This is a genomic window from Stenotrophomonas sp. AG209 (assembly GCF_003550055.1).
GTDB lineage: Bacteria > Pseudomonadota > Gammaproteobacteria > Xanthomonadales > Xanthomonadaceae > Stenotrophomonas.
This window is the reverse complement of sequence record NZ_QXDB01000001.1, coordinates 2362562-2386819: the sequence shown is the minus strand read 5'-3', so window position 1 is coordinate 2386819 and position 24258 is coordinate 2362562. Positions and strand designations below refer to the sequence as shown.

At 69.0% G+C, this 24258-nt stretch carries 23 protein-coding genes; 10 read left to right on the top strand and 13 right to left on the bottom strand.

Annotated elements, in window-relative coordinates; translation table 11 throughout:
* Positions 1-155: 155 nt before the first annotated feature.
* The 4 genes from DFO63_RS11045 to DFO63_RS11030 all read left to right on the top strand — a co-directional run bounded on the left by DFO63_RS11045 (position 156) and on the right by DFO63_RS11030 (position 2756).
* Positions 156-404 (top strand): hypothetical protein, encoded by a 249-nt coding sequence (locus tag DFO63_RS11045; protein WP_005420185.1) that lies wholly within the window; start codon positions 156-158, stop codon positions 402-404.
* Between the two features lie 123 nt (positions 405-527).
* The gene (locus DFO63_RS11040; protein WP_049444225.1) at positions 528-1445 is read left to right on the top strand and encodes a bestrophin family ion channel; all 918 of its coding nucleotides are present in this window, start codon (positions 528-530) and stop codon (positions 1443-1445) included.
* A 19-nt stretch (positions 1446-1464) separates the two neighbouring features.
* Positions 1465-2454 (top strand): porphobilinogen synthase, encoded by a 990-nt coding sequence (gene hemB, locus DFO63_RS11035; RefSeq protein ID WP_075675896.1) that lies wholly within the window; start codon positions 1465-1467, stop codon positions 2452-2454.
* Between the two features lie 32 nt (positions 2455-2486).
* The gene (locus tag DFO63_RS11030; protein ID WP_049444222.1) at positions 2487-2756 is read left to right on the top strand and encodes a hypothetical protein; all 270 of its coding nucleotides are present in this window, start codon (positions 2487-2489) and stop codon (positions 2754-2756) included.
* 83 nt (positions 2757-2839) lie between these two features.
* Here the strand turns inward: DFO63_RS11030 and DFO63_RS11025 are convergent, their stop codons facing one another.
* A complete protein-coding gene (locus DFO63_RS11025) occupies positions 2840-3703 on the bottom strand; it encodes a PD40 domain-containing protein (protein ID WP_119006907.1) in 864 nt (287 codons plus the stop codon).
* Positions 3704-3751: 48 nt separating this feature from the next.
* Between DFO63_RS11025 and aroE the strand changes: the two genes are divergently transcribed.
* The 3 genes from aroE to dinG all read left to right on the top strand — a co-directional run bounded on the left by aroE (position 3752) and on the right by dinG (position 7212).
* Entirely contained in the window at positions 3752-4597 is an 846-nt protein-coding gene (gene aroE, locus DFO63_RS11020) for a shikimate dehydrogenase (RefSeq protein ID WP_101766272.1), read from the top strand.
* Positions 4598-4600: 3 nt separating this feature from the next.
* Positions 4601-4954: a hypothetical protein gene (locus DFO63_RS11015; RefSeq protein WP_049444215.1), complete on the top strand. Its 354-nt coding sequence runs from the start codon at positions 4601-4603 to the stop codon at positions 4952-4954.
* A gap of 155 nt (positions 4955-5109) precedes the next feature.
* A complete protein-coding gene (dinG, locus tag DFO63_RS11010; protein ID WP_119006906.1) occupies positions 5110-7212 on the top strand; it encodes an ATP-dependent DNA helicase DinG in 2103 nt (700 codons plus the stop codon).
* Between the two features lie 67 nt (positions 7213-7279).
* On the opposite strand, the gene DFO63_RS11005 is transcribed toward dinG, so the two are convergent.
* Both DFO63_RS11005 and ilvD read right to left on the bottom strand, forming a co-directional pair.
* Positions 7280-8452 carry a DUF418 domain-containing protein gene (locus tag DFO63_RS11005; protein WP_119006905.1) on the bottom strand — a complete coding sequence of 391 codons (1173 nt, stop codon included), beginning with the start codon at positions 8450-8452 and terminating at the stop codon, positions 7280-7282.
* 108 nt (positions 8453-8560) lie between these two features.
* On the bottom strand, positions 8561-10399 hold the full coding sequence (ilvD, locus tag DFO63_RS11000) for a dihydroxy-acid dehydratase (protein ID WP_119006904.1): 1839 nt from the start codon (positions 10397-10399) through the stop codon (positions 8561-8563).
* Positions 10400-10808: 409 nt separating this feature from the next.
* Between ilvD and DFO63_RS10995 the strand changes: the two genes are divergently transcribed.
* The 3 genes from DFO63_RS10995 to DFO63_RS10985 are packed head-to-tail and all read left to right on the top strand — an operon-like array spanning position 10809 to position 13226.
* Positions 10809-11381 carry a DUF1190 domain-containing protein gene (locus DFO63_RS10995; RefSeq protein ID WP_014038869.1) on the top strand — a complete coding sequence of 191 codons (573 nt, stop codon included), beginning with the start codon at positions 10809-10811 and terminating at the stop codon, positions 11379-11381.
* Positions 11382-11388: 7 nt separating this feature from the next.
* A complete protein-coding gene (locus DFO63_RS10990) occupies positions 11389-12567 on the top strand; it encodes a glutathionylspermidine synthase family protein (RefSeq protein WP_049444208.1) in 1179 nt (392 codons plus the stop codon).
* Complete coding sequence (locus DFO63_RS10985; RefSeq protein ID WP_049444206.1) at positions 12567-13226, top strand: hypothetical protein; 660 nt, start codon at positions 12567-12569, stop codon at positions 13224-13226. Before DFO63_RS10990 ends, DFO63_RS10985 begins: the two co-directional genes overlap by 1 nt.
* Positions 13227-13634: 408 nt before the next feature.
* Here the strand turns inward: DFO63_RS10985 and DFO63_RS10980 are convergent, their stop codons facing one another.
* The 10 genes from DFO63_RS10980 to baeS form a co-directional block, all read right to left on the bottom strand.
* Positions 13635-14933, bottom strand: coding sequence for a DUF58 domain-containing protein (locus DFO63_RS10980; RefSeq protein ID WP_049444204.1), 1299 nt, complete (start codon positions 14931-14933; stop codon positions 13635-13637).
* Positions 14930-15916 carry a MoxR family ATPase gene (locus DFO63_RS10975; RefSeq protein WP_049444203.1) on the bottom strand — a complete coding sequence of 329 codons (987 nt, stop codon included), beginning with the start codon at positions 15914-15916 and terminating at the stop codon, positions 14930-14932. Before DFO63_RS10975 ends, DFO63_RS10980 begins: the two co-directional genes overlap by 4 nt.
* Positions 15913-17097 carry a DUF4350 domain-containing protein gene (locus DFO63_RS10970; RefSeq protein WP_049444200.1) on the bottom strand — a complete coding sequence of 395 codons (1185 nt, stop codon included), beginning with the start codon at positions 17095-17097 and terminating at the stop codon, positions 15913-15915. Before DFO63_RS10970 ends, DFO63_RS10975 begins: the two co-directional genes overlap by 4 nt.
* Positions 17094-18710, bottom strand: a complete 1617-nt coding sequence (locus tag DFO63_RS10965) for a DUF4129 domain-containing protein (RefSeq protein ID WP_049444199.1) — start codon at positions 18708-18710, stop codon at positions 17094-17096. The genes DFO63_RS10970 and DFO63_RS10965 overlap by 4 nt, the downstream gene beginning before the upstream one ends.
* Positions 18700-19692, bottom strand: coding sequence for a stage II sporulation protein M (locus tag DFO63_RS10960; protein WP_049444197.1), 993 nt, complete (start codon positions 19690-19692; stop codon positions 18700-18702). The genes DFO63_RS10965 and DFO63_RS10960 overlap by 11 nt, the downstream gene beginning before the upstream one ends.
* On the bottom strand, positions 19689-20378 hold the full coding sequence (locus DFO63_RS10955; RefSeq protein ID WP_049444195.1) for an RDD family protein: 690 nt from the start codon (positions 20376-20378) through the stop codon (positions 19689-19691). Before DFO63_RS10955 ends, DFO63_RS10960 begins: the two co-directional genes overlap by 4 nt.
* A 124-nt stretch (positions 20379-20502) precedes the next feature.
* Entirely contained in the window at positions 20503-21033 is a 531-nt protein-coding gene (locus DFO63_RS10950) for a gamma carbonic anhydrase family protein (RefSeq protein WP_014038860.1), read from the bottom strand.
* Positions 21034-21200: 167 nt separating this feature from the next.
* Positions 21201-22022 (bottom strand): nucleotidyltransferase domain-containing protein, encoded by an 822-nt coding sequence (locus DFO63_RS10945; RefSeq protein ID WP_049444193.1) that lies wholly within the window; start codon positions 22020-22022, stop codon positions 21201-21203.
* 134 nt (positions 22023-22156) lie between these two features.
* Positions 22157-22846 (bottom strand): response regulator, encoded by a 690-nt coding sequence (locus DFO63_RS10940; RefSeq protein WP_049444191.1) that lies wholly within the window; start codon positions 22844-22846, stop codon positions 22157-22159.
* On the bottom strand, positions 22843-24246 hold the full coding sequence (baeS, locus tag DFO63_RS10935) for a sensor histidine kinase efflux regulator BaeS (RefSeq protein ID WP_049444189.1): 1404 nt from the start codon (positions 24244-24246) through the stop codon (positions 22843-22845). The genes DFO63_RS10940 and baeS overlap by 4 nt, the downstream gene beginning before the upstream one ends.
* Between the last annotated feature and the right edge of the window lie 12 nt (positions 24247-24258).

Here is a 24258-nt window from a genome sequence, read left to right as displayed (position 1 = left end):
TCGGCGGGCCACTCTGAATCGGCGCCAACACCCGGGCCAGGGCACGCACGGCAGCACGCTAGCACGGTGCCGGTGACAGCCCCGCCAACGGCAGTAGGCGGCGACCGCGGGAACGACTATGGTGGACAGACAGGAACCAACTGCGGGAGAGCGGAATGGGTGTGATCAGTCTGTTGTGGGGCGTACTGGCGCTGTTGTGGATGATCCTGGCGCTGATTCCGCTGCTGGGCTGGGGCAACTGGTTCCTGATCCCGTTCGCCGCCGTGGGCGCGGTGATCGCCGCGCTGGGCATCCTGTTCACCCACCCGACCAAGCGCGGCCGGGCCTGGGCCGGGCTGGTGCTGAACGGCATCGTGGTGGTGGTCGGCATCCTGCGCCTGGGCCTGGGTGGCGGCGTGATCTGAGCCGCGTCGCCGGGTGCGACAGGGCGTCGCAGGTACACGGCCGCGGGCCGGGCAGGGGCGTACAATGAACGGCTGCGCGAGCCCCCCGCGTGCCTGTGAATCCGCGCCCGGCGCGGCTGCCCCATGATCATCCGACCCCGTCCCCACGGCTGGCAACTGCTGTACATCCTGCGCGGCTCGATCGTCAAAGCGATCGCGCCGAAGGTGCTGGCCATCCTGATCCTGTCCATCGCGGTGGCCGCGGTGGTGGAACTGGCGCCGCCGACCGGCATCGAACGCGTTTCCGTCACGCCGTTCACCCTGCTAGGCCTGGTCCTGTCGATCTTCCTCAGCTTCCGCAACAGCGCCTGCTATGACCGCTGGTGGGAAGGCCGCAAGCTGTGGGGCCAGCTGGTCTACGAATCGCGTTCGCTGGCCCGCCAGGTCAACCTGCTGCTGGCCGATGACGCCGGCCGCCGTCGCCGCGTCGCCTATCTCACCACCGCCTTTGCCCATGCGCTGGCCGCGCGCCTGCGGGGGCGCATCGTGGCCCTGGCGGCGTTGCCGTGGCTGGACAAGCCGCAGCGCGAGCAGCTGGGCCAGCGCGAGAACGTGCCGGACGCATTGCTGTCGATGATCGCTGCCGAGCTGGCCCAGGCCCTGCGTGCCGGTGAACTCGACCCGATCCTCTACACCCAGCTGGAAGAGCGCCTGCACGCGATGTCGTCGATCCAGGCGGGCTGCGAGCGCATCCTCACCACGCCGCTGCCGTTCGCCTACACCCTGCTGCTGCACCGCTGTGCGTGGATGTTCTGCGTGCTGCTGCCGTTCGGCCTGGCCAGTTCGCTGGGCTGGGGCACGCCGGTGCTGTCGGCGGTGCTCGCGTATGCCTTCTTCGGCCTGGACCAGCTGGGCGAAGAAATGGAAGACCCGTTCGGCCTGGAGCCGAACGACCTGCCGCTGGACGCGCTGGTGCGCACGATCGAGATCGACCAGCTCGACGCGCTCGGCGAACGCCCATTGCCCGAACCCCTGCTGCCGCAGGGTTACCTGTTGCAATAGCCACTCCTCGGAGCCTGCCATGTCCCATCCGCTTTACCGCCCGCGCCGCATGCGCCACGACGAGTTCTCGCGCCGCCTGATGCGTGAGAACACGCTGACCACCGACGACCTGATCTACCCGGTGTTCGTGCACGAACGGGCTGGCCGCACCGCAGTGCCGTCGATGCCGGGCGTGGAGCGGCTGTCGATCGAAGAACTGCTGAAGGTGGCCGAAGAGGCGCTGGAGCTGGGCATTCCGGTGATCGACCTGTTCCCGGTGATCGACCCGTCGCTGAAGTCGCTGGACGCGTCGGCGGCGTGGGCCGAGGACGGCCTGGCGCAGCGTGCGATCCGCGCGCTGAAGTCGCGCTTCCCGGAACTGGGGGTGATGACCGACGTGGCGCTGGACCCGTACACCACCCATGGCCAGGACGGCATCATCGATGACAAGGGCTATGTGCTCAACGACATCACGGTCGAAGCACTGGTCAAGCAGTCGGTATCGCACGCCGAAGCCGGCGTGGACATCGTCTCGCCGTCGGACATGATGGACGGCCGCATCGGCGCGATCCGCCGTGCACTGGATGCCGGCAATCACATCAACGTGCGCATCATGGCCTACTCGGCCAAGTACGCCTCGGCGTTCTACGGCCCGTTCCGTGATGCAGTGGGCAGCGCGGCCAGCCTCGGCAAGGCCGACAAGAAGACCTACCAGATGGACCCGGCCAACGGCGACGAGGCCCTGCGCGAGATCGCGCTGGACCTGGAAGAGGGCGCCGACATGGTGATGGTCAAGCCGGGCATGCCCTACCTGGACCTGGTGCGCCGGGTGAAGGAAAAATTCGGCGTGCCGACCTTTGCCTACCAGGTGAGTGGCGAGTACGCGATGATGAAGGCCGCCTTCGCCAACGGCTGGCTGGACGAACGCGCCTGCGTGATGGAGTCGCTGCTGGGCTTCAAGCGGGCCGGCGCCGATGGTGTGCTGACCTATTTCGCGCCGCAGGTGGCGCGATGGCTACGCGAGCGCTGACAATAGCGCCACGATAGACGGAGGAATACGCGATGGGACCCGAACTGGGATGGATGCAATGGCTGATCTGGGGCATCGGTACGCTGGTGTTCGGGGCCATCATCGTCGGTGTGTTCATCGCGGCCTGGCGGGCCGGCAAGCGCCCGCCGGAACAGCTCTCCGCCGCCCGTCACGTGGCCCGTGAGCAGGCGCTGCCGGACAGCGTGCAGGCCGAGCTGGCCGCGCTGAACCAGCGCAAGGACAACGGCCAGCTGAGCGAGATGGAGTACGAGCAGTTGCGCGCCAAGGTGCTGTCGCGCTGACGGGGCAATGCCCGGGGTCGGATCCCTTTCCGCAGGAAAGGGCTCTGACCCCTTCGCGGGCACCATCCACGCATGGCGTGGATCTACCGCACGCACCCCGGCACCGCCACCACCTTCGGCACGGCCAACCGGTACACATCCACGCCACCGGCACGCGGCGCCTTCGCCGCACTGCTGGCAACCATCATCTCGCCCGGCTTGGCGTTGTCGATCACCGGCGCGCCGGTCCAGCCGCCGGCCTGGTTGAACGACAGTCCCAGCGGCTGCAGCACCACGCCGGTCCACGCACAGCCGCTGCTCCACACCTGCGCGATCGTGCCGCTGCCGCGGCTGAACACCACGGCGCCGTCATGGCCCAGCCAGTCACCGTCGGTCTCGTCGTCGGCGCTGTTCAACGCGCTCAGTGCGCTGGCCGGGCCGCGCAGGCCCTGCGCATCCAGCGTCGCCACGAACAGGTCCCAGCCGGCGCCGCGGCCCTGCTGCCGGGCAAACAACAGCCGCTGGCCATCCGCGCTCAGGGCCGGCCCGCGCTCTTCCCGGCGACCTCCGTCACCGGCCAGCGGCTGCGCCGGGCCCAGTTGGCCGTCGGCGGCCAACGCGGCGCGGTACAGCGCCAGCGCGCCCTCGCGACCGGCCGCGAAGAGCAGCCAGCGGCCGTCACGGCTGAAGTAGGGATCGCGGGCCTCGCCAGCCACGCCCACCGGCAGCGCCTGTGCCTGCTGCCAGCGACCATCGACCACGCGTGCCTCCCACAGGCCCCAGCCGGCCTCGCCGCGGCGGGCGAAGACGATGCGCTGGCCATCGGCGCTGATCGTGGCGCGGCCCTCGTCGGCGCGGGTCGAGACCACGCCCATGCCTTCGATGCCGTACTCGTTCAACGCCATCGCCACGGGGGCAGAGAGTAGACTGGCGGCGAGCACCAGCAGGGGCGGGGTGATGCGCATCATCCGGTTCCGTGCACGAAAGAGCATCAGTCTAGCCAGCTTGAGGATTCCATGACCGACCGTTACGCCGTCTTCGGACACCCCGTTGCCCACTCGAAGTCGCCGCAGATCCACGCGACGTTCGGTCGCCAGGAAGGCATCGCCATCGACTACCGCGCGATCGACCTGGCCCCGGATGCGTTCCTGGCCGGCCTGGAGGCCTTCGCCGCCGAGGGCGGTGTCGGTGCCAACGTCACCCTGCCGCACAAGGAAGCCGCGTTCTCGGTCTGCACCACGCTGACCGCACGCGCGCGCCGCGCCGGCTCGGTCAACACGCTGCTGCGCAAGGGCGACCGCTGGCACGGCGACACCACCGATGGCATCGGCCTGGTGCGCGACCTCACCGACCGCCACGGCCTGGACCTGCGCGGCCGCCGCGTGCTGATGATCGGCGCCGGTGGCTCGGCGCGCAGCGTCGCCCCGGCACTGCTCGATGCCGGCATCACCGAACTGGTGGTGGTCAACCGCACGCCGGAGCGCGCCGATGAACTGATCGACGCGATGGGCGAGCCGGGCCGTGCGATCAGCCGCTACTGGGAGGACCTGCGCGACCTCGGCGACTTCGAACTGATCGTCAACGCCACCTCGGCTGGCCGCGACCGCGACGTCGAGTTCAAGCTGCCGCTGTCGCTGGTCAATTCGATGACCACCGCCGTCGACCTGAACTACGGCGAGGCGGCCATTGCCTTCCTGGCCTGGGCCCGTGCGGCGCAGTGCCGCAATACCGTCGACGGCCTGGGCATGCTGGTCGAGCAGGCCGCCGAGAGCTTCCTGCAGTGGCACGGCGTGCGCCCGCAGACCGGCGAGATCTACCAGGCGCTGCGCCAGGGCTCGGCCGTGCTGGCCGGCGAGGACTGACCGATGGACAGCACAACCCTGATGGTGACCGTGCTGAGCATGGTCGGCGTGCGCCTGCCGGTGCTGATCGCGCTGTGCGTCGGCCTGGTCTGGGTGGTCGGTGCGCCGCGCGATGCCACCCGCACCGGCGCGCTGGTCGGCCTGCTGTTGCTGCTGCTGTCCAGCCTGGGTGGCCTGGCGGCGGGCATGCTGCCGATGTGGCTGGTCAGCAGTGGCAACTTCAGCGCCATCTCGGGCATGAGCGCCATCTTCGGCGTGGTGCATTTCGCGCTGGCGATGGTCGAGGCCATCGGCGTGGTGCTGCTGGTGTGGGCACTGGTGCGCCTGCTGCGGCTGCGCGGCAACGCGGTGCAGTGACACCCGGGTGACGGCCCCGGGCCGTCGCCAGCAGCGTCCGGCGTGTTCATCCAGCCGCCGGGCGTCGTCGCTGCCCCGTTCAGGCAGCCAGCGGCGGCGGACATGGCCGGCCATGCGACAATGACCGGCCTGATCCAGCTACGGTAGTTCCCGGCGTGACCGAAACCGTCGCCGCTCCGCGCACGCTCGATGACACCTTGAAGGACGCGATCCGCAAGGCGTACACGACGCTGCAGGCCAACACCCCCGGCTTCTCCACCCGCCGCTCGCAGAGCCAGATGATCGGCGTGGTGTCGCGCGCGCTGTCGAAAAGCGGTGGCGTCGGCGTGGTCGAGGCGCCGACCGGCGTCGGCAAGAGCCTGGGCTACCTCACCGCGGGCGTACCGATCGCACTGGCCAGCAAGAAGAAGCTGGTGATCAGCACCGGCACCGTGGCGCTGCAGTCGCAGCTGGTCGAGCGTGACATCCCGAATTTCCTCAAGGCCACCGGCCTGGAAGCAACCGTGGCGCTGGCCAAGGGCCGTACCCGCTACCTGTGCACGCGCAATGCTGCCGAGGCGCAGGGCGAGGGCTCGCAGGGCGGCATGTTCGAGGATGACGCACCCTTGTTCGACCGGCCGCTGGCGCCGATCGAGATGGACATCGCCAAGCGCCTGACCGACGCCTTCACCGGCGGCAGCTGGGACGGCGACATCGACAACGCGCCGGAGACCATCAGCCCCGGCCTGCGCAGCCGCATCACCACGCCGGCTTCGGGCTGCGCCGGGCGCCGCTGTGCCTATTCTGCGCAATGCGCGGTGCTGCGTTCGCGCAATACGGTGCGCGACGCACAGATCGTGGTCACCAACCACGCGCTGCTGCTGTCGGCGCTGTCGATCGGTGACAGCGACAATGGCCAGCCGTTGATCGCGCCGCCCTCGGACATGCTGCTGGTGCTGGACGAAGGCCATCACATCGGCAACGTGGCGATCGACCAGGGTGCGGCCAGCCTCGCGCTGGACGAGATGGCCAAGCGCACCGGCCGTCTGCAGATCCTGATCGCCGGTGCCTACCGCGCGGTCGACAAGGACCGCCTGGGCAACCTGTTGCCGAACGAAGCGATCGAGGTGGCCAGCAGCGTGGCCAAGCAGCTGCGTGCGTTCCGCGACCACATCGAACGGGTGTGGATGCCGGCGCCGGCCGACGAGGAACCGATGTGGCGCGCGGCCAATGGTCGCCTGCCCGAGGCCTGGCGCGAGCCGATCGAAGCGCTGGCCGACGATACCCGCAGCCTCTACAACTGGGCGCATGCCGCCACCGCGCAGGTGGCCAAGGGCAAGCCGGACGATGCCGCGCGCGAGCGCCTGCAGCGCAACCTGGGCATGGCGCTGGAGATGATCGAGCAGCAGTACAACCTGTGGCAGGCGTGGCGCCGCGAAGACAAGGACGGCGCACCACCGATGGCACGCTGGGTGACTGCCACCCGCGATGGCGACCTGGTGCTGCACGGCTCGCCGGTGTCGGCCGCGCACGTGCTGCGCAAGCTGCTGTGGGACGAAGTGGATTCGGTGGTGATGACCTCGGCGACGCTGACCGGTGGTGGCGACTTCCAGTCGCTGGCGATCGACAACGGCATTCCGGAAGAGGCCGAGATGGTCTCGCTGTCGTCGCCGTTCGACCTGCCCAACCAGGCCGAGCTGATCGTGCCGAAGTTCCCGGTCACGCCGGACGACCGCGAAGGCCACCCGCGCGAAGTGGCGCGTTACCTCGACACCGAACTGGACTGGGCCAAGGGCTCGATGGTGCTGTTCACCTCGCGCTGGAAGATGGAGAAGGTGGCCGGGCTGATGTCGGCCGCGCGCCGCAAGCAGGTGCTGGTGCAGGGCGAGATGTCCAAGACCCGGCTGATCGACGAGCACCTGCGCCGCGTGGCGGCAGGCGAAGGCTCGGTGCTGTTCGGGCTGAATTCGTTCGGCGAAGGCCTCGACCTGCCCGGTGAAGCCTGCACCACGGTGGTGATCACCCAGGTGCCGTTCGCGGTGCCGACCGATCCGCAGACCGCCACCCTCAGCGAGTGGTTCGAGGGGCGCGGGCTCAACGCGTTCAACCTGATCGCCATTCCGCATGCGCTGCGCACGTTGACCCAGTTCGCCGGCCGCCTGATCCGCACCTCCACCGACACCGGCCGCGTGGTCATTCTCGATTCGCGGCTGCTGACCCGCCGCTACGGCAAGCGCATCATCGACGCGCTGCCACCGTTCAAGCGCGTGATCGGCTGAGAAAAGGGGACGGAGGGGATTAAGTCGCAAGTGGCACTAACGACCTGATCCCATCCGTCGCCGGTGGCTATCGCCGCAGCGGCAGCCATTGCCCTTCGCTGGCACTGCGCCATAGCCATTCGACCGGCCCGAAGCGATGGCCGCGCAGCCACCACGCGCTCGCCCACAGCTGCAGCGGGAACACCACCGCCGCCACCAGCAGCACTGGCCACAGCCCGTACTGCGGGCCGATAACCAGCCCGAAGCCGGCAAACAGCGGCACGCAGATCGCGCTTTGCAGCAGGTAGTTGCTCAGTGCCATGCGCCCGGCCGGCACGAACACGCGCAGCATGCGCTCGGCCCACGGGCGCAGATAGAGCAGGGTGAAGATCGCCGCCGCAGCAATGCCCAGTGCCAGCGGCGCAACGCGATAGGACACGCGCAGCAGATAGCCGGGCATGCCCGAACGCAGCGCCGGCCATGTCTGTTTGAGCGCATCGGCCTGGGCATCGATCCACAGGAATACCGCTGTCAGCAGCAGGCTGCCGATGGCGATCGAGCGCAGCAGCGGCAGATGCGCCTGCGGCTGCTGCAGCAGCCCGCGACGGCCGGCCCAGTAGCCCAGCAGGAAGCGGCCGAGCACGAAGAACAGCAGCGCCCAGTTGCTCAGCTTCAGCCATGCGGCCAGCTGCAGGTTGTGCCACCACGCCTGCGCCAGCGTGCCGTGCGCCAGAGCATCGAGCGCCATGGCGTTCATCTGCGCGCGCGGTGTGAGCAGGGCGACCCATTCGCGGATCCACGGCGACAGCAGCGGTGGCAGCAACAGGGCAATGAACACCCCGCTGAACAGCAGTGCGCGATCACCCAGGTGACGGAACAGCGGCAGCAGCAGCCCCACCAGCGCATACACCAGCAGGATGTCACCCCACCACAGCAGCACCGAATGCAGCAGGCCGATCACCAGCAGCACGCCCATGCGTCGCAGGTGCGCGGCCATGCTGCCCTGGGCATTGCCATCCATCTGCATCGCCACGCCCATGCCGAACAGCAGCGAGAACAGGGTGATCGCCTTCATGTCCACCAGCCATTCCATGCCGGTACGGATGGCGTGGTCGAGCGCCGCGCTGGGCAGTGCCTGCTGCGCGGCCTCGGTCATCAACGCATCGAGCGAGAAGAAGCGCAGGTTGACCAGGAACACGCCGAGCAGTGCGAACCCACGCAGGGCATCGATGAGGGGCTGGCGCGGCGGGCGATGGGTCATGCCGCGCAGCGTACCGGATCGGTAGTGCCGGCCGCTGGCTGGCAACCTCATTGATGTGCAGACGCATTGTGCAGATGCCGGCCAGCGGCCGGCACTACCGCACGGGGATCAATCGCCGAGCAGCGCGGTGTTGCGTACGGCGCCCTTGTCGGCGCTGGTGGCGAGCAGGGCGTAGGCCTTCAACGCGCTGGTGACCTTGCGCGGGCGCGGTGCGCGCGGCTTCCAGCCGCGGGCATCGGCGTCGGCGCGGCGCTGGGCAAGGGTGGCCTCGTCCAGCAGCAGATCGATGCGGCGGGCGGGGATGTCGATGCGGATGCGGTCGCCGTTTTCCACCAGGCCGATGACACCGCCGCTGGCGGCTTCCGGCGAGACGTGGCCGATCGACAGGCCCGAGGTGCCGCCGGAAAAGCGGCCATCGGTGAGCAGCGCGCATTGCTTGCCCAGCCCCTTCGATTTCAGGTAGCTGGTCGGGTACAGCATCTCCTGCATGCCGGGGCCGCCCTTCGGGCCTTCGTAGCGGATCACCACCACGTCACCCGGCTGCACTTCGTCGGCGAGGATGCCGGCGACGGCGGCGTCCTGGCTTTCGTAGACGCGCGCAGGGCCTTCGAACACATGGATCGACTCGTCCACGCCGGCGGTCTTCACCACGCAGCCATCCACGGCCAGGTTGCCGCGCAGCACGGCGAGGCCGCCTTCCAGTGAATACGCGTGCTGCAGCGAGCGGATGCAGCCTTCGGCGCGGTCCACGTCCAGGGTCGGCCAGCGCGTGGCCTGGCTGAAGGCCTCCTGGGTGGGGATACCGGCCGGGCCGGCCTTGAAGAAGGCATGCAGGGTGTCGTTGTCACTGCGCACCACGTCCCAGCGTTCCAGCGCGTCGGCCAGGCTGGTGCTGTGCACGGTCGGCACCGTGGTATCGAGCAGGCCGGCGCGGTCCAGCTCACCGAGGATGCCGAACACGCCGCCGGCGCGATGCACGTCTTCGATGTGGTACTTCGGCGTGTTCGGTGCCACCTTGCACAGCTGCGGGACGCGCCGCGACAGTGCATCGATGTGGGTCAGGTCGAAGTCGACTTCGGCTTCCTGCGCGGCAGCCAGCAGGTGCAGGATGGTGTTGGTGGAGCCGCCCATGGCGATGTCCAGGGTCATCGCATTGGCGAAGGCGGCCTGGGTGGCGATGCCGCGCGGCAGCGCGCTCGGGTCTTCGCCGCCATACCAGCGGTGGCAGAGTTCGACGATCAGGCGGCCGGCGCGGCGGAACAGCGCCTCGCGGTCAGCGTGGGTGGCCAGGGTGGTGCCGTTGCCGGGCAGCGACAGGCCCAGCGCTTCGGTCAGGCAGTTCATCGAGTTGGCGGTGAACATGCCCGAGCAGGAACCGCAGGTGGGGCAGGCGCTGCGCTCGAACGCGGCGACCTTCTCGTCGGAGGCGCTGTCATCGGCGGCCACCACCATCGCGTCGACCAGGTCCAGCTTGTGCTCGGACAGCTTGGTCTTGCCCGCTTCCATCGGCCCGCCGGAGACGAACACCACCGGGATGTTGAGGCGCAGCGCGGCCATCAGCATGCCGGGGGTGATCTTGTCGCAGTTGCTGATGCACACCAGCGCGTCGGCGCAGTGCGCGTTGACCATGTACTCCACGGCGTCGGCGATGATCTCGCGGCTGGGCAGCGAATACAGCATGCCGTCGTGGCCCATCGCGATGCCGTCGTCCACGGCGATGGTGTTGAATTCCTTGGCGACGCCGCCGACCTGTTCGATCTCGCGCGCGACCAGCTGGCCGAGGTCCTTCAGGTGCACGTGGCCGGGCACGAACTGGGTGAAGGAGTTGGCGATGGCGATGATCGGCTTGTGGAAGTCGCCGTCCTTCATGCCGGTGGCACGCCACAGGGCGCGGGCGCCGGCCATGTTGCGACCGGCGGTGGAGGTGCGGGAACGGTATTCGGGCATGGCTGGCGGAACGGGCGGGCCGTACGACGTGGGGGTCGCCTGATCATGGACAATTTTTTCGGTTGCTGCTGCAACCACCTTCACCGCTTGCAGCGGCTTGGTGGTCCGCGCATTTCCCCTTATCCCCGCGCCTTCGGCGCGCCCCCTTGAACAACAAGGGGGCTTCTTGCCGGAGACTTGGCTGCGCGCGCCGGGCCTAGCGGGGCGTCGCGGGGTGTGTGCCAACCAAGGTTGGCACACACCAGAGCGGTGCGCCGCCCGGGGTCGGATCCCATCGCGGCGCGATGGGCTCTGGCCCCAATAACCGACGAAAATGAAAGTCTGTTCATCTTTCCAACTTTGCCGATTCCGGTTGCTGGTCCGGATTTGGCATCATTGGGGCATTGATCCGTCGACAGGGCATGAGGCCATGAAACGTTCCCGCACCACCGCGCTGCTGCTGATGAGCGCCGCGCCGCTGCTGTTCACCGCCTGCCAGAAGGAGCCGGAGGTGAAGGTGCAGGAAGGCCTGTATACCTCGGTGGAGGCCTGCACCGAGGCCACCGGCGATCCGTCGTCGTGCCGCAATGCGTTCGCCGAAGCGCAGAAGCAGGCCGCCGATGCGGCGCCGAAGTACGCCAGCAAGGAAGCCTGCGAGAAGGACTACAAGCCGGAGCAGTGCGTGCAGCAGCACACCTCGGCCGGTACCTCGTTCATCGGCCCGATGATGATGGGCTTCTTCATGTCGCAGATGCTGAGCAACCGCGGCGGCCTCGCCCCGCAGGCGCCGGCGGCGTCGCCGGCCTACCAGGACAAGAGCGCCGGCTGGGCGCGCCCGGCCCCGGGCGGCAGCGGCGGCCTGAACACCGCCAGCGGCATCGGCGCGGGCAAGGCTGGCCTGGCCCCGGTCACCAGCGAGCCGAACCGTGCGGTCACTGCCAGCCGTGGTGGCTTCGGCAACACCAGCGCGCGCCGCAGCACCAGCGGCAGCTACGGCGGCTGATCGACCCATGCAGCGCATCCGGATTGCCGAGCGTGCCCAGTGGCGGGCACGCGCGGAAGAAGCGGGTTTCCGCTTCCACACCATCGACGGCCAGCCGTACTGGGATGAAAGCGCGTACTACGCCTTCACCCTGCGCCAGATCGAGCAGGACATCGAAGACCCCAGCGCCGAGCTGCACCAGATGGCGCTGGACCTGGTCGGTGATGTCATCGGCAGCGAACGGTTGATGGACCAGTTGGCGATTCCGTCGCACTACCGCGACTGGATCGCCGACAGCTGGCGCCAGCGCCAGCCGCATCTGTACGGTCGCCTGGATCTGGCCTACGACGGCACCGGCCCGGCCAAGCTGTACGAACTGAACTACGACACGCCGACCTCGCTGTTCGAGGCCAGCTTCTTCCAGTGGCAGTGGCTGGAAGACCAGCGCAACGCCGGTCGTCTGCCGCAGCACGCTGACCAGTTCAATGCGATCCATGAGGCGCTGGTCGAACGCTTCGGCGAACTGGCCACGCAGCTGCCGCCGCCGCTGTATTTCAGCGCCGTGGGCAGTTCGGAAGAGGACCGTGGCACCGTCGACTACCTGCGCGACTGTGCATCGCAGGCCGGCCTGCATGGCCAGGCCATCGCCATCGAGGATATCGGCCTGTCCGAGGACGGCCGCTTCACCGCGCTGGATGATTCGGTGATCGGCACGCTGTTCAAGCTGTATCCGCTGGAAGACCTGATGGCCGAAGAGTTCGGCCGCGCGCTGCCCGGTTCGGGCGTGCAGCTGCTGGAGCCGGCGTGGAAAGCGGTGCTGAGCAACAAGGGCATCCTGCCGCTGCTGTGGCAGCGCAACGTGGGTCATCCGAATCTGCTGGAAGCGCATTTCGATGACGGCAGCACGCTGGCGTCGGGCTGGGTACGCAAGCCGCTGTTCTCGCGCGAAGGTGCCAACATCGAGATGCACCTGGCCGATGGCAGCACCCAACGCAGCGACGGGCCCTACGACGGCCCGGCGATCATCCAGCGCGCGCATCCGCTGACCCGCTTCGAAGGCGGCTACCCGCTGATCGGCAGCTGGGTGGTAGGCGATCACGCCTGCGGCATCGGCATCCGCGAGGACGACAGCGCGATCACCCGCGACAGTGCGCGCTTCGTGCCGCACGCAATCGTTGATGAGGCGCCGACGCGGATCTACGTCTGATGACGGTGCGGCGCAATCGCGACCTGCGGCCTGCGCCGCTGCCGGGTCGGCATCTGGATGACGGCCACGCCCTGTGGCGCTATGCCGACCGTATCGCGGTGCGTTGCCACCGCTGCGATACCCCCGGCTGGGTGGTGGGTACGTCGGAATCGCGACGCTTCCGCTGCCTGGGCTGCAGCGAAGCACTGAACGGAGGCTGCGGCTGCAGTCGTTGTGGCCCGGGTGACTGGGTGGGACCGGTGCGCTACGGCGGCTACCGGCCTTGCGGCTACTGCGGCCACAAGTGGGTAAGCGCTGAAGTGCATCGTGCACGCGCGACGCCGCCACTGCGGACGCTGGCGGCGGACTGCAGTCAGTGCGGACGTAGCAGCGAGGTGGAGGTCACGCTGTCGCGATGGCGTGGCAATGAGGCGATCGACCCGCATTTCGGCCTGCCGCTGCGGTTGGTCGAAAAGACGGCGGCGGGCGTGCTGTGGGCCTACAACGAGGCCCATCTGCAGGCACTGCACGATTATGCCGCCGCGCCTCTGCGCGAGCGTGCGGGCGTCACCAATGGCTCCATGTTCTCGCGCCTGCCGCAGTGGATGAAGCTGGCCCGCAACCGGGTGTTGCTGCGGCGCGCGGTGGAGCGGTTGCAGCGGCGATTGCTGCAGGGGTGATGCCGGCCGCTGGCCGGCAATCGGTGTTGGTAGATGCCGACCTTGGTCGGCGCTGTGGGCTTCGTGCCAACCAAGGTAGGCACCTACCCGGGCGATGCGTCGGCTGTTGCAGGGGTAGTGCCGGCCGCTGGCCGGCAATCGGTGTTGGTAGATGCCGACCTTGGTCGGCGCTGTGGGCTTCGTGCCAACCAAGGTTGGCACCCACCAGAGCGATGCGGCGGTTGTTGCATGGGTAGTGCCGGCCGCTGGCCGGCAATCGGTGTTGGTAGATGCCGACCTTGGTCGGCGCTGTGGGTCTTGTGCCAACCAAGGTTGGCACCTACCCGGGCGATGCGCCGGTTGTTGCAGGGGTAGTGCCGGCCGCTGGCCGGCAACCGTTGCTGGCACCCACCAGAGCGATCGTTGGTATCAGAGCAGCCCTTCGCGCTTCACCGCCAGGTAGCGCTCCACCAGCGCGCCCGGCAGGGCATCGGCGGTGACGTCCAGCACCATCACCTTCTCACTGCGCAGCGCCTCATGCGCCTTCGCGCGCTGCTGCAGGTACAGCGCCGCGGCACCGGCCTGGGTCGCGTCTTCCAGCGTCTGCACTTCGCCCTCCAAGGCGCCGTCCAGCTCACGCTCGCGCAGGCTGGCCACGCACACCAGGTGGCGCCGCTGCAGCAGGCGCACCGCCGCCAGCAGGTCTTCGATGTCCTCGTCGCGCACGTTGCTGACCAGCATCACCAGCGCGCGCCGGCGCTGGCGCAGCGACACTTCGGTGGCGGCGGCCAGATAATCGGTGGCCACTGCACGTGGCTGCAGGTCGTAGCTGGCGCGCAGCAGGTGCTCGACGGTGCCCATGCCACGCTGCGGCGCCACCCAGCGGCGCTCGCCACCGGTGGCGAACAGGCCGGCGGCATCGCCCTGGCGCAACGCCAGGTAGGCCACCACCAGTGAGGCGTTCAAGGCATGGTCGAAGTGCGAGAGCCCGCCTTCGCTGGCCAGCATGCGCCGGCCACTGTCGAGCATCAGCAGCAGCTGCTGGTTCTTCTCGTCCTGGTATTCGCGCGAGATCAGCTTGCGCGCGCGTGCGGTGGCCTTCCAGTCGAGCTGGCGCAGGCTGTCGCCGATGCGGTACTCGCGCATCTGGTGGAAGTCGGTGCCTTCACCGCGGCGGCGCTTCACGTGCGCACCGACCAGCCGCGAGGCCTGGTCGGCACTGAACAGGGCGAAGCGGGTGAGCGGCACGAAGTTCGGATAGACCCGCACGTCCAGCGCCGGTGGCAGCGTGCGTTGCTGCCACCACAGGCGCCACGGCGAGCGCATGCGCAGGTGCACGCCTTCAAAGCGGAAGTGCCCACGCTGCAGCGGCTGCAGGTGGTAGTGCAACGTGGAGGCACTGCCGGCCTGCAGGCGCACGCGCTGCGGCAGCGCTTCCAGCGGCCAGCCACCGGGGACCAGATCGAACACCTGCACGGTCATCGATTGCTCGGCCTGCAGCCGCAGCGCGGCCTCGCGGCGCACGCCCAGCGCAAGTGCTTCGGGCAGCTCGCGTTGTACATGCGGCGACGGACGCCGCGACTGGCGCCACAGATCCATCAGCGCCGGCACGGCAATCGCCAGCGCCGCCAGCGCCCAGCTCCAGCGCGGCAGCAACCCGCCCAGCACCAGGCCACCCAGGGCAGCCCAGGCCAGCAGCAGCGCCAGCAGCAGCGGGGCCGGCCTCATCGGCGCGGCGCTTCCACCTTGGCCAGCAACGCGCCCAGCACATCGTCGGCGTCCTGGCCTTCGATCTGCAGTTCCGGGGCCAGTGCAATGCGGTGGCGCAGCGCGGGGCGCGCGATGTCGCGCACATCGTCCGGAGTGACGAAGTCACGGCCGGCCAGCACCGCCTGCGCGCGCGAGGCACGCACCAGCGCGATGCTGCCGCGCGGGCCAGCGCCGACCGCGATGCCCGGCCACTGCCTCGTGGCGGCCACAATCCGCACCGCGTAGTCGATCACTTCGTCATCGACGGTGATCGCCGCGGTCGCGCGCTGCAGTTCCAGCAGCTCGCCAGCCCCCAGTACACGCGGCACCCGGCTCAGGTCGAAATCGCTGGCGGCACGGCCGCTGGTGATCGCGGTCACCATGCGCTTCTCGTCCTCCAGCTGCGGGTAGTCGATCAGCACCTTCAGCAGGAAACGATCCAGCTGTGCTTCCGGCAACGGGTAGGTGCCTTCCTGTTCCAGCGGGTTCTGCGTGGCCAGCGCCATGAACGGCGGCGCCAGGGTGAAGGCCTTGCCTTCGATGGTCACCTGGCCTTCCTGCATCACTTCCAGCAGCGCGGACTGGGTCTTGGCCGGCGCACGGTTGATCTCGTCGGCCAGCAGCAGGTTGGTGAACACCGGGCCGCGGCGGATCTTGAAGCTCTCGCTCTTCGGGTCATACACCGCGTGGCCACTGACGTCGCTGGGCATCAGGTCGGGGGTGAACTGCACGCGGCCGTAATCCAGCTCCAGGGCCTGTGCCAGCGCACGCACCAGCAGGGTCTTGCCCAGCCCGGGCACGCCCTCGATCAGCACGTGGCCACCGGCCAGCAGCGCCACCAGGATCTGGTCCAGTACATCGGCCTGGCCAATGAAGGCGTGGCCGACGGCATCGCGGATGGCATCGACGCGTTCGATCAGGCGGGCGTTGGCGGCCGCCGGCAGCTCGGGGACTTCGGTCATAGCAGGGATCTCATCTGGAGCAGCAAGCGGATGCGCTCGCGCAGGGCGGAGGAATCGTGCGGCGGAGGGGGCGTGAGCGCGCTGGCAACGCGGCCCTGCGGCCACTTCAGCAGTTCGGCGATGGCCTGATCGCGCGGCGCGCCCTCCAGTGCGGCGGCCACCGGTGCGCGCAGGCGCAGGCGATGCAGGAACAGGGCGAGCACGGCGTCATACAGGCGCGCGCCGTGGCCGAAACGCAGCAGCAGCTCGCCGCTGGCACGCACGTGTTCCAGCAGCGAGCGACGCTCCAGCACCGGCGACGGCAGGCGGCTGCCGAAGCGTTGCGAACGGCCCCACAGCCAGCCCAGCAGGGCCAGCAGCAGTGGCGTCCACACCGGCCAGCCCAGGTAGAACACGCGCGCCCACAGCGACGGCGGGCGGCTGGCGTAGACCAGCCAGAAAGCGCCCTTGCCGTAGTTCGGATCGAGCAGGTAACGGGTCAGGTCGCGGTGCGAGAGATCGTGCAGGCCGTCGCTGGCCTTGCCCGCAGCCGACGCCAGGCGGGCCGCCGGCGAATCCACCTCGCCGCGCATGAATTCCATGTCGGCCAGCACGCTCACCTTGCCCTGGCCATGGCGCAGTCGCGCGAACACCAGGTTGCGCTCGTTGCCCCAGCGTCGTTCGGCCTGCGCACTGGCGGCAAAGCCCAGCGTGAAGCGACGGCCGCCGCAGAACTCCACATGGCTGGGATCGTCGATGACGTGGAACGGCTGGCAGTCGCTCTGCTGGTACAGGCTGTCCACACCCAGCTGGTCCAGCAGCGGGCCCTGCGTGCTGCTGGCGTCGTCCTCGGCCGGTGGCGGCGTGCGCACCAGCAGATGGCCACCACCATCGACCCAGGCCAGCAGGGCCCTGGCCGCCGGCGCCGGCAGCTCGCTGCTGTCCTGCAGCAGCACCACCGTATCGTGCGGGCCCAGCGCCATCTGCTGCAGGTCCAGCCGCGGCCGCGCGTGCACGTCGATGCCGTCAGCGCGCAGGGCCTGGCCGAGCACGTACAGCGGGTTGTAGCCCGCTTCGCCCTGCGGCGGCAGCTGCACGGTCTCGGTCACGCGTTCGTGCGTGCGCAGGTAAAGGATCGTCAGCGGCACGCCGAACAGCACCAGCGCGCCCAGCAGCAGCGACCAGAACAGGCGCGGGCTCATGCCAGCCACCTGTACTGCTGGCGCAGGGTATCGGCCAATGCATCGAAATCGGCGCGGCTGGGCAGGCGGCCACCGTAGGCGGCGTACTGCCACATGCGCACGATGCGCGCGAACAGGTCACGGTCGGTGGCATCGGGCATGCGCCGCGACGCGCGCAGGCATTGCGCTTCGGTGGCGCCGGGCGGAAGCGCGATGCCGCTGCGCTCGCCCACCGTGCGCACGCTGGCGCGGTACAGCAGGGCCAGCGCCTGCCGAGGCCGGCCCTGGTCCCACAGCAGGCCGGCCTGGGTGGCCACGTCCGGCGGCAGTACGACCGGCAGCTCCACCTGTTCTTCCACCACCTGCGGTGCAGCGTCGGCCTTGCGCCGGCCACTGCCGCGCAGCCACGGTAGCCACAGCCGTGCGGTCAGCAGCAGCACCAGCAGCAGGACGCCCAGCAGGCCCCACAGGCCCCACTCGGCCAGGCGCGCCAGCCAGGCGATGCCGGCCTTGCGGTTGCTGCGCTCGCCCTTGTTGCTGCTGTCGCCCTGCGGCGACGTGTCTTCCTTCTTCTTTTCCTCGGCCTGTTCGATCGGCTTCCAGCGCGTGACCTGGCGGGTCGGGCGCTGCAGCGGATCTTCATAGGCGCGGTTCACCGCCTGGCGGAAGCCGGCGGTGTCCACTGGCGCCGCACCGAAGATCATGGCCGGTGCATTGGCCGGATCGTTCGCCGCGGTGGCTGGTTCCTCCGCGCTGTCTTCGTCCTCGTCGGCATCGTCTGCCTGCTCCGTGACCGTCTGCGCGTCCTGCGCATGCGCCGGCATGGACACCAGCGGCAGCGCCAGGCACAGCAGCAGGGCCAGCGTCGACGCCGCCGGCAGCAGCCGCTCGCGCAGGCGGCGCAGGGCGATCTCCACGTCCCAGGCTTCCATCTGGGTGCGCCGGTTCAAGTACAGGCCGAAGCCGGCGCCGACGTAGAACGGCCCGATCAGCACCGACGCCAGCCAGCACGCCAGGTTGAAGCCCAGCCGCGCCCATGCAGGCGTGTCCTGGCCGATCATGTCCCATGCGGCCCGCCACGATTCGGACATCAGCTCCAGTGGCATGAACATGAACACCGCGCCGATCGCGCCGGACACCAGCACCGCTTCAAAGGCCATGCAGGCCACGGTCAGCACGACAGCGGCGCCCGCGGCACCGGCGACCACGGCGCGGCGGCGTGCACCGCGCTGGGCCGGTGCGTTGCCCTCCAGCAGGTTCACCGGCAGGCACAGGCTGCGCAGCACGCTGAAACGGCGCCAGCCCAGGTAGCCCCAGAATCCGCTGTTGCCCCAGTGACGTTGCGCGCGCAGCGCCGCCAGCGTACCGACCGGCTCGCCGAAGATGCCGCGCGACAGCACGTACAGCGGCGCACGTTCGAACAGCGGCTTGCACCACCACATCGCCAGCCAGGCCCAGCCGAACGCATCCAGCCACCAGCCCAGCGCGTTGAAGACCACGAACAGCGGCGCACTGGCCAGCAGCCAGCTGCCCCAGACCGCGCGTGCGTGACGGCGTGACAGGGCAGTGCCCAGCTCCATCGCTTCCCAGCCGCTGCGCGCGCGCAGCACCACGTCTAGGTGGTCAATGCGCATTGCCGCCTCCGCGTCCGCCGCGCCACAGCCACAGCAGCACGCCGGCCCAGAGCACACCGGCCACGCTGAACTTGCCCCACGCCGGTACTTCGGCAATCGACGACCAGAACGCTTCGATGAAGGCGGCCACCAGCAGCATGAACGCCACGCCCAGGCACAGGCGCGCACCGATGCGGCCGCCCTCGACCAGCGCATCCAGGCGGCTGCGCCGGCCGGGTGCCAGTAGTTTCATGCCCAGCTGCAGGCCGGCACCGCCGGCGATCACGATCGCGGTCAGCTCGAAGGCACCATGGCCTGCGACGAAGCGCCAGAACGGATCACCATGGCCGATGTGCTGCAGGTGGCCGGCCACCGAGCCGATGATCACGCCGTTGAACAGCAGCACCAGCAGCGTGCCCAGGCCGGCCAGCAGGCCGCTGGCGAAGGTACGCAGGGCGATGCTGATGTTGTTCAGGATGTAGTGGCCGAACATCATCCAGTCGGTGCCGCTGTCGCGCCCCAGGCGCTCGGCGGCAGGATCGTACATGCGCTCCATCTCGGCGATCTGGCGGTTGTCCATCACCATGTGGATCAGGTCCGGATAGACCTGCACCAGCACGAAGCAGGCCAGCGCCGGCAGCGCGAACATCGCCAGCGCCACCCACATGCTGCGCGCCTGGCTGCGCACCAGCAACGGGAAGTCGGCCACCAGGAATTCCAGTGCACCGCGCCAGCGCGTCGGCGGCGTGCGGTACAGCACGCTGTGGCCCTGCTGCATCAACTGCTGCAGGCGCTGCACCAGCTGCGGGCTGTAGCCGCGCTCGCGGGCCAGCGCCAATTGCTGGCACAGGCGCCGGTAGCGCTGCGGGAAGGCGGTATCGTCCAGCGCCAGCGCGCTGGCCTTGCGCCGCGTGCGGCGCGAAGCACCGGCGCGCAGCAGCAGCCAGTGTTCCAGGTCCTGCCATTCCTGCTGGTAGCGGGCGACGAACTGCTCCTGCTTCATCGTCGCCCCAGCAGCCAGTTGGCCATGGCATACAGGCGCAGCACGCCGATCTGGCCGTGGGTGCCGGTCAGCGGTTCGGCAATGCCGGCCAGTTCCTGCTGGCGCGCCGCCGACAAGCGCGGCGCGCGCTCGGCGAAGGCCATCAGCGCCGCCTGTTCTTCCGGCCGCAGCGGTTGCGGCGGGGCCAGCACGCTGTCGATGGTGGACGGAGGCGGCAGGTACAGCGCAGGCGCGTGCACCACCACGGTGCCAGCCACCAGGTCACCCAGGCGGCGGCCATGCGGGTCGAACAGACTGCTGATCAGGCCCAATGCATAGCCGAACGGCAGCATGTCCACGGTGCGCAGCAGGTTGCGGGTGATCGACGCCATCCAGCCCACCGGTGCGCCATCGCGCGACAGTACGCGCAGGCCCAGTGCGCGCTTGCCCAGGGTACGGCCCCACAGTGCCTCGCAGACGATCGGGTAGGCCCAGTAGACCAGGAACATCAGCACCAGGTAGAGGCCGGAGCCGAACTTGTCCAGCAATGCCAGCGGGATCGACATCATCACCAGCACCGCGATGCGCACGCCCAGATCCACCAGCCAGGCCATCGCCCGTGGCACCGGGCCGGCCGCCGGCAACTGCAGCGGCACACCCTCCGGCGTCACCACCTCGCGGTAGGTATCGAGCATCGGTGCGGCCATCAGTGCGATGGCCTTCGTTGTGGGCGGCGGAGTCCTCTCCGGCAGGCAGCCACAGGCATGGGGGGTCTCGACAGGTCCTGGTCGGGCCCAGACTTTAGCAGAGCCGCATGGCGGCGTTGGCCGCTCAGCCCAGGTATTCGTCCTTCAGCCGCACGTAGTGGTCGGCCGAGTAGTGCAGCGACTCGATCTCCTTGTCGCTCAGCGTGCGCGCCGGGCGGGCAGGGTTGCCGACCCAGAGCTCGCCTTCGCCGACCACCTTGCCCGGGCCGACCACCGCACCGGCACCGACGAAGCCATGGCGTTCCACGCGGGCGCCATCGAGGATGCAGGCGCCCATGCCGATCAGACTGTAATCACCGATGGTGCAGGCGTGGATGATGCAGCCATGGCCGACGGTCACGCCTTCGCCGATCAGGGTCGGGTAGCCGGCCTTGTTGTAAGGGCTGTGGTGGCTGACGTGGATGATCGTGCCGTCCTGCACATTGGTGCGCGCACCGATGCGCACGTAGTTGACGTCGCCGCGGATGATCGTGCCCGGCCACACCGACACATCCTCGGCCAGTTCCACGTCACCGATGAGGGTGCAGGCCGGATCGATGTACACGCGCTCGCCGAGGACGGGCATCTTGTCGCGGAAGGGGCGCAGCGGGTTCATCGGTGTCTCCGGAAATCAGGGCGTTCACCGCGATGATACCCGCGTGGTCCGCACGCCGCGTGCCTGCCGCGGGGTAGTGCCGGCCGCTGGCCGGGAACTACGGAAATCCAGGCGCGCCATGAGGTTGCCGGCCAGCGGCCGGCACTACCAGGCGCAGCTGCGGCGCTTCATGCAGGCGCGTGTTCGGCCAGCATCTTCCGGAACAGCGCGTCCAGCCACGCACTGTCGCCCTGTCCTGCCGGCAGCGCCGGGGCCTGCGCAGCGCGCACGGCCATTGCCTGGTCGATGTAGTCGCTGATGATGACGACGCGCGGACGGGCCGTGACTTCGGCGCTGGCTCGCTTCACCACCAGCAGGGCGTCGATGGCGTCGCGCACGGGACCGTCCGGCAGCAGCCGGTCCAGCAGGTCCTCGAAGGCCATGGGCGGCGGCGTGGGCTCGCTCTCGATCCACTGGCAGGCAAGCAGGGCACGCAGCACGTACAGGTACTTCTTGGTACTGATGGTGGGCTCGCCCAGATGGCGGTTGTACGTGGTCTTCGCCATGCTCATGTAGTGCCACCAGCTGCCCAGCGGCGAATAGAACTCCTTCGCCGCCTCCCACAGCTGCGCCACCGCAGCGTCCTCCTGCCGGTACACGATCGGCGAACGCAGCCACTCGATCAGCGTTGGATTGGATTTGGAGACCAGCCGCAGTGCCTTGCGCAGGTCCCAGCCGCTGACATCGAGCTCCTCGTCGATCGGCAGCTCGATCACATCGCGCTGTGCTTCGCCGGGGCCGGTGGATTCGTTGACGCTGAGGTACCACGACTGGCGATGCACGTAGATGAAGCGCGCATCGTAGTCGCTGTCCGGCGAAGAGAAGCCCCAGCCGCGGCTGCCCGATTCGCAGGCCAGCAGCACACGCACATCGTGGCGCTGTTCGATCCCGGCGAGGGTGGAAAGGAGGGCGGCGCGCTTGTCCGGCGCGATCGGGTGGATGTCGTCCATGCAGTCGTGATTCGTTGATGTCGAGCGTGCTCGACTGTAACGCAGTTGCGCACGGGTCGTGCCGGCCGCTGGCCGGCAACCTCATGGGCGCAGCTGGAAATCTGCGGTTGCCCGCCAGCGGCCGGCACTACCGGTTAGGGTTCGTAGCTGTAGCCCATCCCGTATACCGAACGGATCGGCTCGCCTTCCATGCCGGCGTCGGCCAGCTTGCGGCGCAGGTTGCGCACATGGCTGTCGACGGTGCGGTCGACCACCACGCGGTGGTCCAGATAGAGGCGGTCAAGCAGTTCGTCGCGTGCCCAGATCCGGCCTGGCGTGGCCAGCAGGGTGCGCAGCAGGCGGTACTCCACCGGCGTCAGGTCCAGGCCCTTGCCGTTCCAGGTGGCGCGTGCCGCCGGTTCGTCGATGTGCAGCCCGCTGTTGGCGCGTGCAGCGGGGTCCGGGCGATAGCGGCGCAGTACCGCCACCACCCGCGCGACCACTTCGCGCGGGCTGAACGGCTTGCAGATGTAGTCGTCGGCACCGATGTCCAGACCGAGCAGGCGATCGATCTCTTCCACCCGCGCGGTGACCATGATCACCGGCACGTCGCTGCTGGCGCGCAGTTCGCGGCACAGGTCCACGCCATCGCGTTGCGGCAGCATCAGGTCCAGCAGCACCAGGTCGGGCTGGTAGCGCGTGAACGCGTCGATCACCAGGCCGCCATCATCCACCCATTCGCTGGTCATGCCGGCGGCGGCCAGGTAGTCACGCAGCACCGAGGCCAGGCGTGGCTCGTCCTCGACGATCAGGATCTTCGCGGACGTGGCGGCGGACGTGCTCATGCAGACTCCGGCAGGGTGATGACCACGCGCAGCCCGCCCAGTGGCGAGGGTTCGGCGTGGATGTGGCCGTGGTGGGCGAGGATGATGTTGTGGCTGATGGCCAGGCCCAGCCCGCTGCCGCCGCTGGCACGGTTGCGCGAACTCTCCACCCGGTAGAAGCGCTCGAACAGCAGCGCGCATTTGTCGGCCGGCACGCCCGGCGCGGTGTCTTCCACGATCAGCTGCACGCCGGCAGGTACGTGTGCGGCCTGCACACGTACGCGGCCGCCGGTATGGGTGTAGCGCAGCGCGTTTTCCAGCAGGTTGGCCAGGACCTGCTGCAGGCGCCGTTCGTCGCCGGATACCTGCAGTGGCGTCGCGGGCAGCGCTTCTTCCAGGGCCAGCCCCGCCGCGGAGAAGCGTACGCGCATGCCATTGAGCTCGCTGCGCAGCAATGCCACCAGGTCCAGCGGGGCGAAGCGGTAGGCCAGGCCCCCGGACTGGGTCATCGACAGGTCGTGCAGGTCGTCGATCAGTTTGCCCAGCTGGCGGATCTCGCCCTGCAGGGCACCGAGATTGGCGCGGTCCAGCGGGCGGATGCCGTCCTCGATCGCCTCCAGTTCGGCGCGCACCACCGCCAGCGGCGTGCGCAGTTCGTGCGAGATGTCGGCGATGAAGGCGCGGCGGTTGCGCTCGGTGTCATCAAGCGCCTGCGCCATCCGGTTGAAGTCGTTGACCAGTGCATCCAGCTCGTCATCGCTGGTGCGCTCGATGCGGGTGGCGTAGTCGCCGGCGGCAAGCCGGTGGGTGGCGGCGGCCAGCTTGGCCAGGCGCTGGCGCAGCGCGCGCGACACCAGCCAGGCCAGCAGTATCGTCACCAGCAGCAGCGAGATGCCGATCACCCACCATGCGCGCATCTGGGTGTTGTAGAAATTCAGGTCATTGGTGGCGATGACGGTCTGGAAAGGCACCATGCCCAGCCAACCCACCGTGTGTCCGTCCACCTGCACAGCGTGCGGCTCGTCGTCGCTGATCGCGTCCGGGTTGCCGGCCACGAACCGATGCTGCGCATCGAACAGGCCCAGCCGCGAGGGAACGCCGGTCTGGTCGGACAGCGGCGGCACCGGGCCTTCGTGCCCATGGGCCAGGTCCGGGCGCAGCAGCCGTGCCCAGCGGTCACCGTCACCGCGCAGATGCTCCCAGCCGCCGTGTGCGCTGTACTCGCGCTGCAGGTGGGGCATCAGGCGCTGCATGCGCAGGTCGCCCTGGTCGTTGAGGTAGTCCAGGAAGCCGGTCTGGAACGCCACGCGGCTGGCAATGCCATTCACTGCCAGCACCAGCAGGCAGGCGGTGAAGATCGCGAGGAAGGTCTTCGCGGTCAGGCCGAATTTGAGTCGAATCTTCGCCATCGCGGGGGCCATTAGCGGCGCATG

Bases quoted from the DNA above. Each gene is read 5' to 3' on its own strand.
- DFO63_RS11045 (WP_005420185.1), top strand. From the start codon at position 156: ATGGGTGTGATCAGTCTGTTGTGGGGCGTACTGGCGCTGTTGTGGATG.
- DFO63_RS11040 (WP_049444225.1), top strand. From the start codon at position 528: ATGATCATCCGACCCCGTCCCCACGGCTGGCAACTGCTGTACATCCTG.
- hemB (WP_075675896.1), top strand. From the start codon at position 1,465: ATGTCCCATCCGCTTTACCGCCCGCGCCGCATGCGCCACGACGAGTTC.
- DFO63_RS11030 (WP_049444222.1), top strand. From the start codon at position 2,487: ATGGGACCCGAACTGGGATGGATGCAATGGCTGATCTGGGGCATCGGT.
- DFO63_RS11025 (WP_119006907.1), bottom strand. From the start codon at position 3,703: ATGATGCGCATCACCCCGCCCCTGCTGGTGCTCGCCGCCAGTCTACTC.
- aroE (WP_101766272.1), top strand. From the start codon at position 3,752: ATGACCGACCGTTACGCCGTCTTCGGACACCCCGTTGCCCACTCGAAG.
- DFO63_RS11015 (WP_049444215.1), top strand. From the start codon at position 4,601: ATGGACAGCACAACCCTGATGGTGACCGTGCTGAGCATGGTCGGCGTG.
- DFO63_RS11005 (WP_119006905.1), bottom strand. From the start codon at position 8,452: ATGACCCATCGCCCGCCGCGCCAGCCCCTCATCGATGCCCTGCGTGGG.
- ilvD (WP_119006904.1), bottom strand. From the start codon at position 10,399: ATGCCCGAATACCGTTCCCGCACCTCCACCGCCGGTCGCAACATGGCC.
- DFO63_RS10995 (WP_014038869.1), top strand. From the start codon at position 10,809: ATGAAACGTTCCCGCACCACCGCGCTGCTGCTGATGAGCGCCGCGCCG.
- DFO63_RS10990 (WP_049444208.1), top strand. From the start codon at position 11,389: ATGCAGCGCATCCGGATTGCCGAGCGTGCCCAGTGGCGGGCACGCGCG.
- DFO63_RS10985 (WP_049444206.1), top strand. From the start codon at position 12,567: ATGACGGTGCGGCGCAATCGCGACCTGCGGCCTGCGCCGCTGCCGGGT.
- DFO63_RS10980 (WP_049444204.1), bottom strand. From the start codon at position 14,933: ATGAGGCCGGCCCCGCTGCTGCTGGCGCTGCTGCTGGCCTGGGCTGCC.
- DFO63_RS10975 (WP_049444203.1), bottom strand. From the start codon at position 15,916: ATGACCGAAGTCCCCGAGCTGCCGGCGGCCGCCAACGCCCGCCTGATC.
- DFO63_RS10970 (WP_049444200.1), bottom strand. From the start codon at position 17,097: ATGAGCCCGCGCCTGTTCTGGTCGCTGCTGCTGGGCGCGCTGGTGCTG.
- DFO63_RS10965 (WP_049444199.1), bottom strand. From the start codon at position 18,710: ATGCGCATTGACCACCTAGACGTGGTGCTGCGCGCGCGCAGCGGCTGG.
- DFO63_RS10960 (WP_049444197.1), bottom strand. From the start codon at position 19,692: ATGAAGCAGGAGCAGTTCGTCGCCCGCTACCAGCAGGAATGGCAGGAC.
- DFO63_RS10955 (WP_049444195.1), bottom strand. From the start codon at position 20,378: ATGGCCGCACCGATGCTCGATACCTACCGCGAGGTGGTGACGCCGGAG.
- DFO63_RS10950 (WP_014038860.1), bottom strand. From the start codon at position 21,033: ATGAACCCGCTGCGCCCCTTCCGCGACAAGATGCCCGTCCTCGGCGAG.
- DFO63_RS10945 (WP_049444193.1), bottom strand. From the start codon at position 22,022: ATGGACGACATCCACCCGATCGCGCCGGACAAGCGCGCCGCCCTCCTT.
- DFO63_RS10940 (WP_049444191.1), bottom strand. From the start codon at position 22,846: ATGAGCACGTCCGCCGCCACGTCCGCGAAGATCCTGATCGTCGAGGAC.
- baeS (WP_049444189.1), bottom strand. From the start codon at position 24,246: ATGGCCCCCGCGATGGCGAAGATTCGACTCAAATTCGGCCTGACCGCG.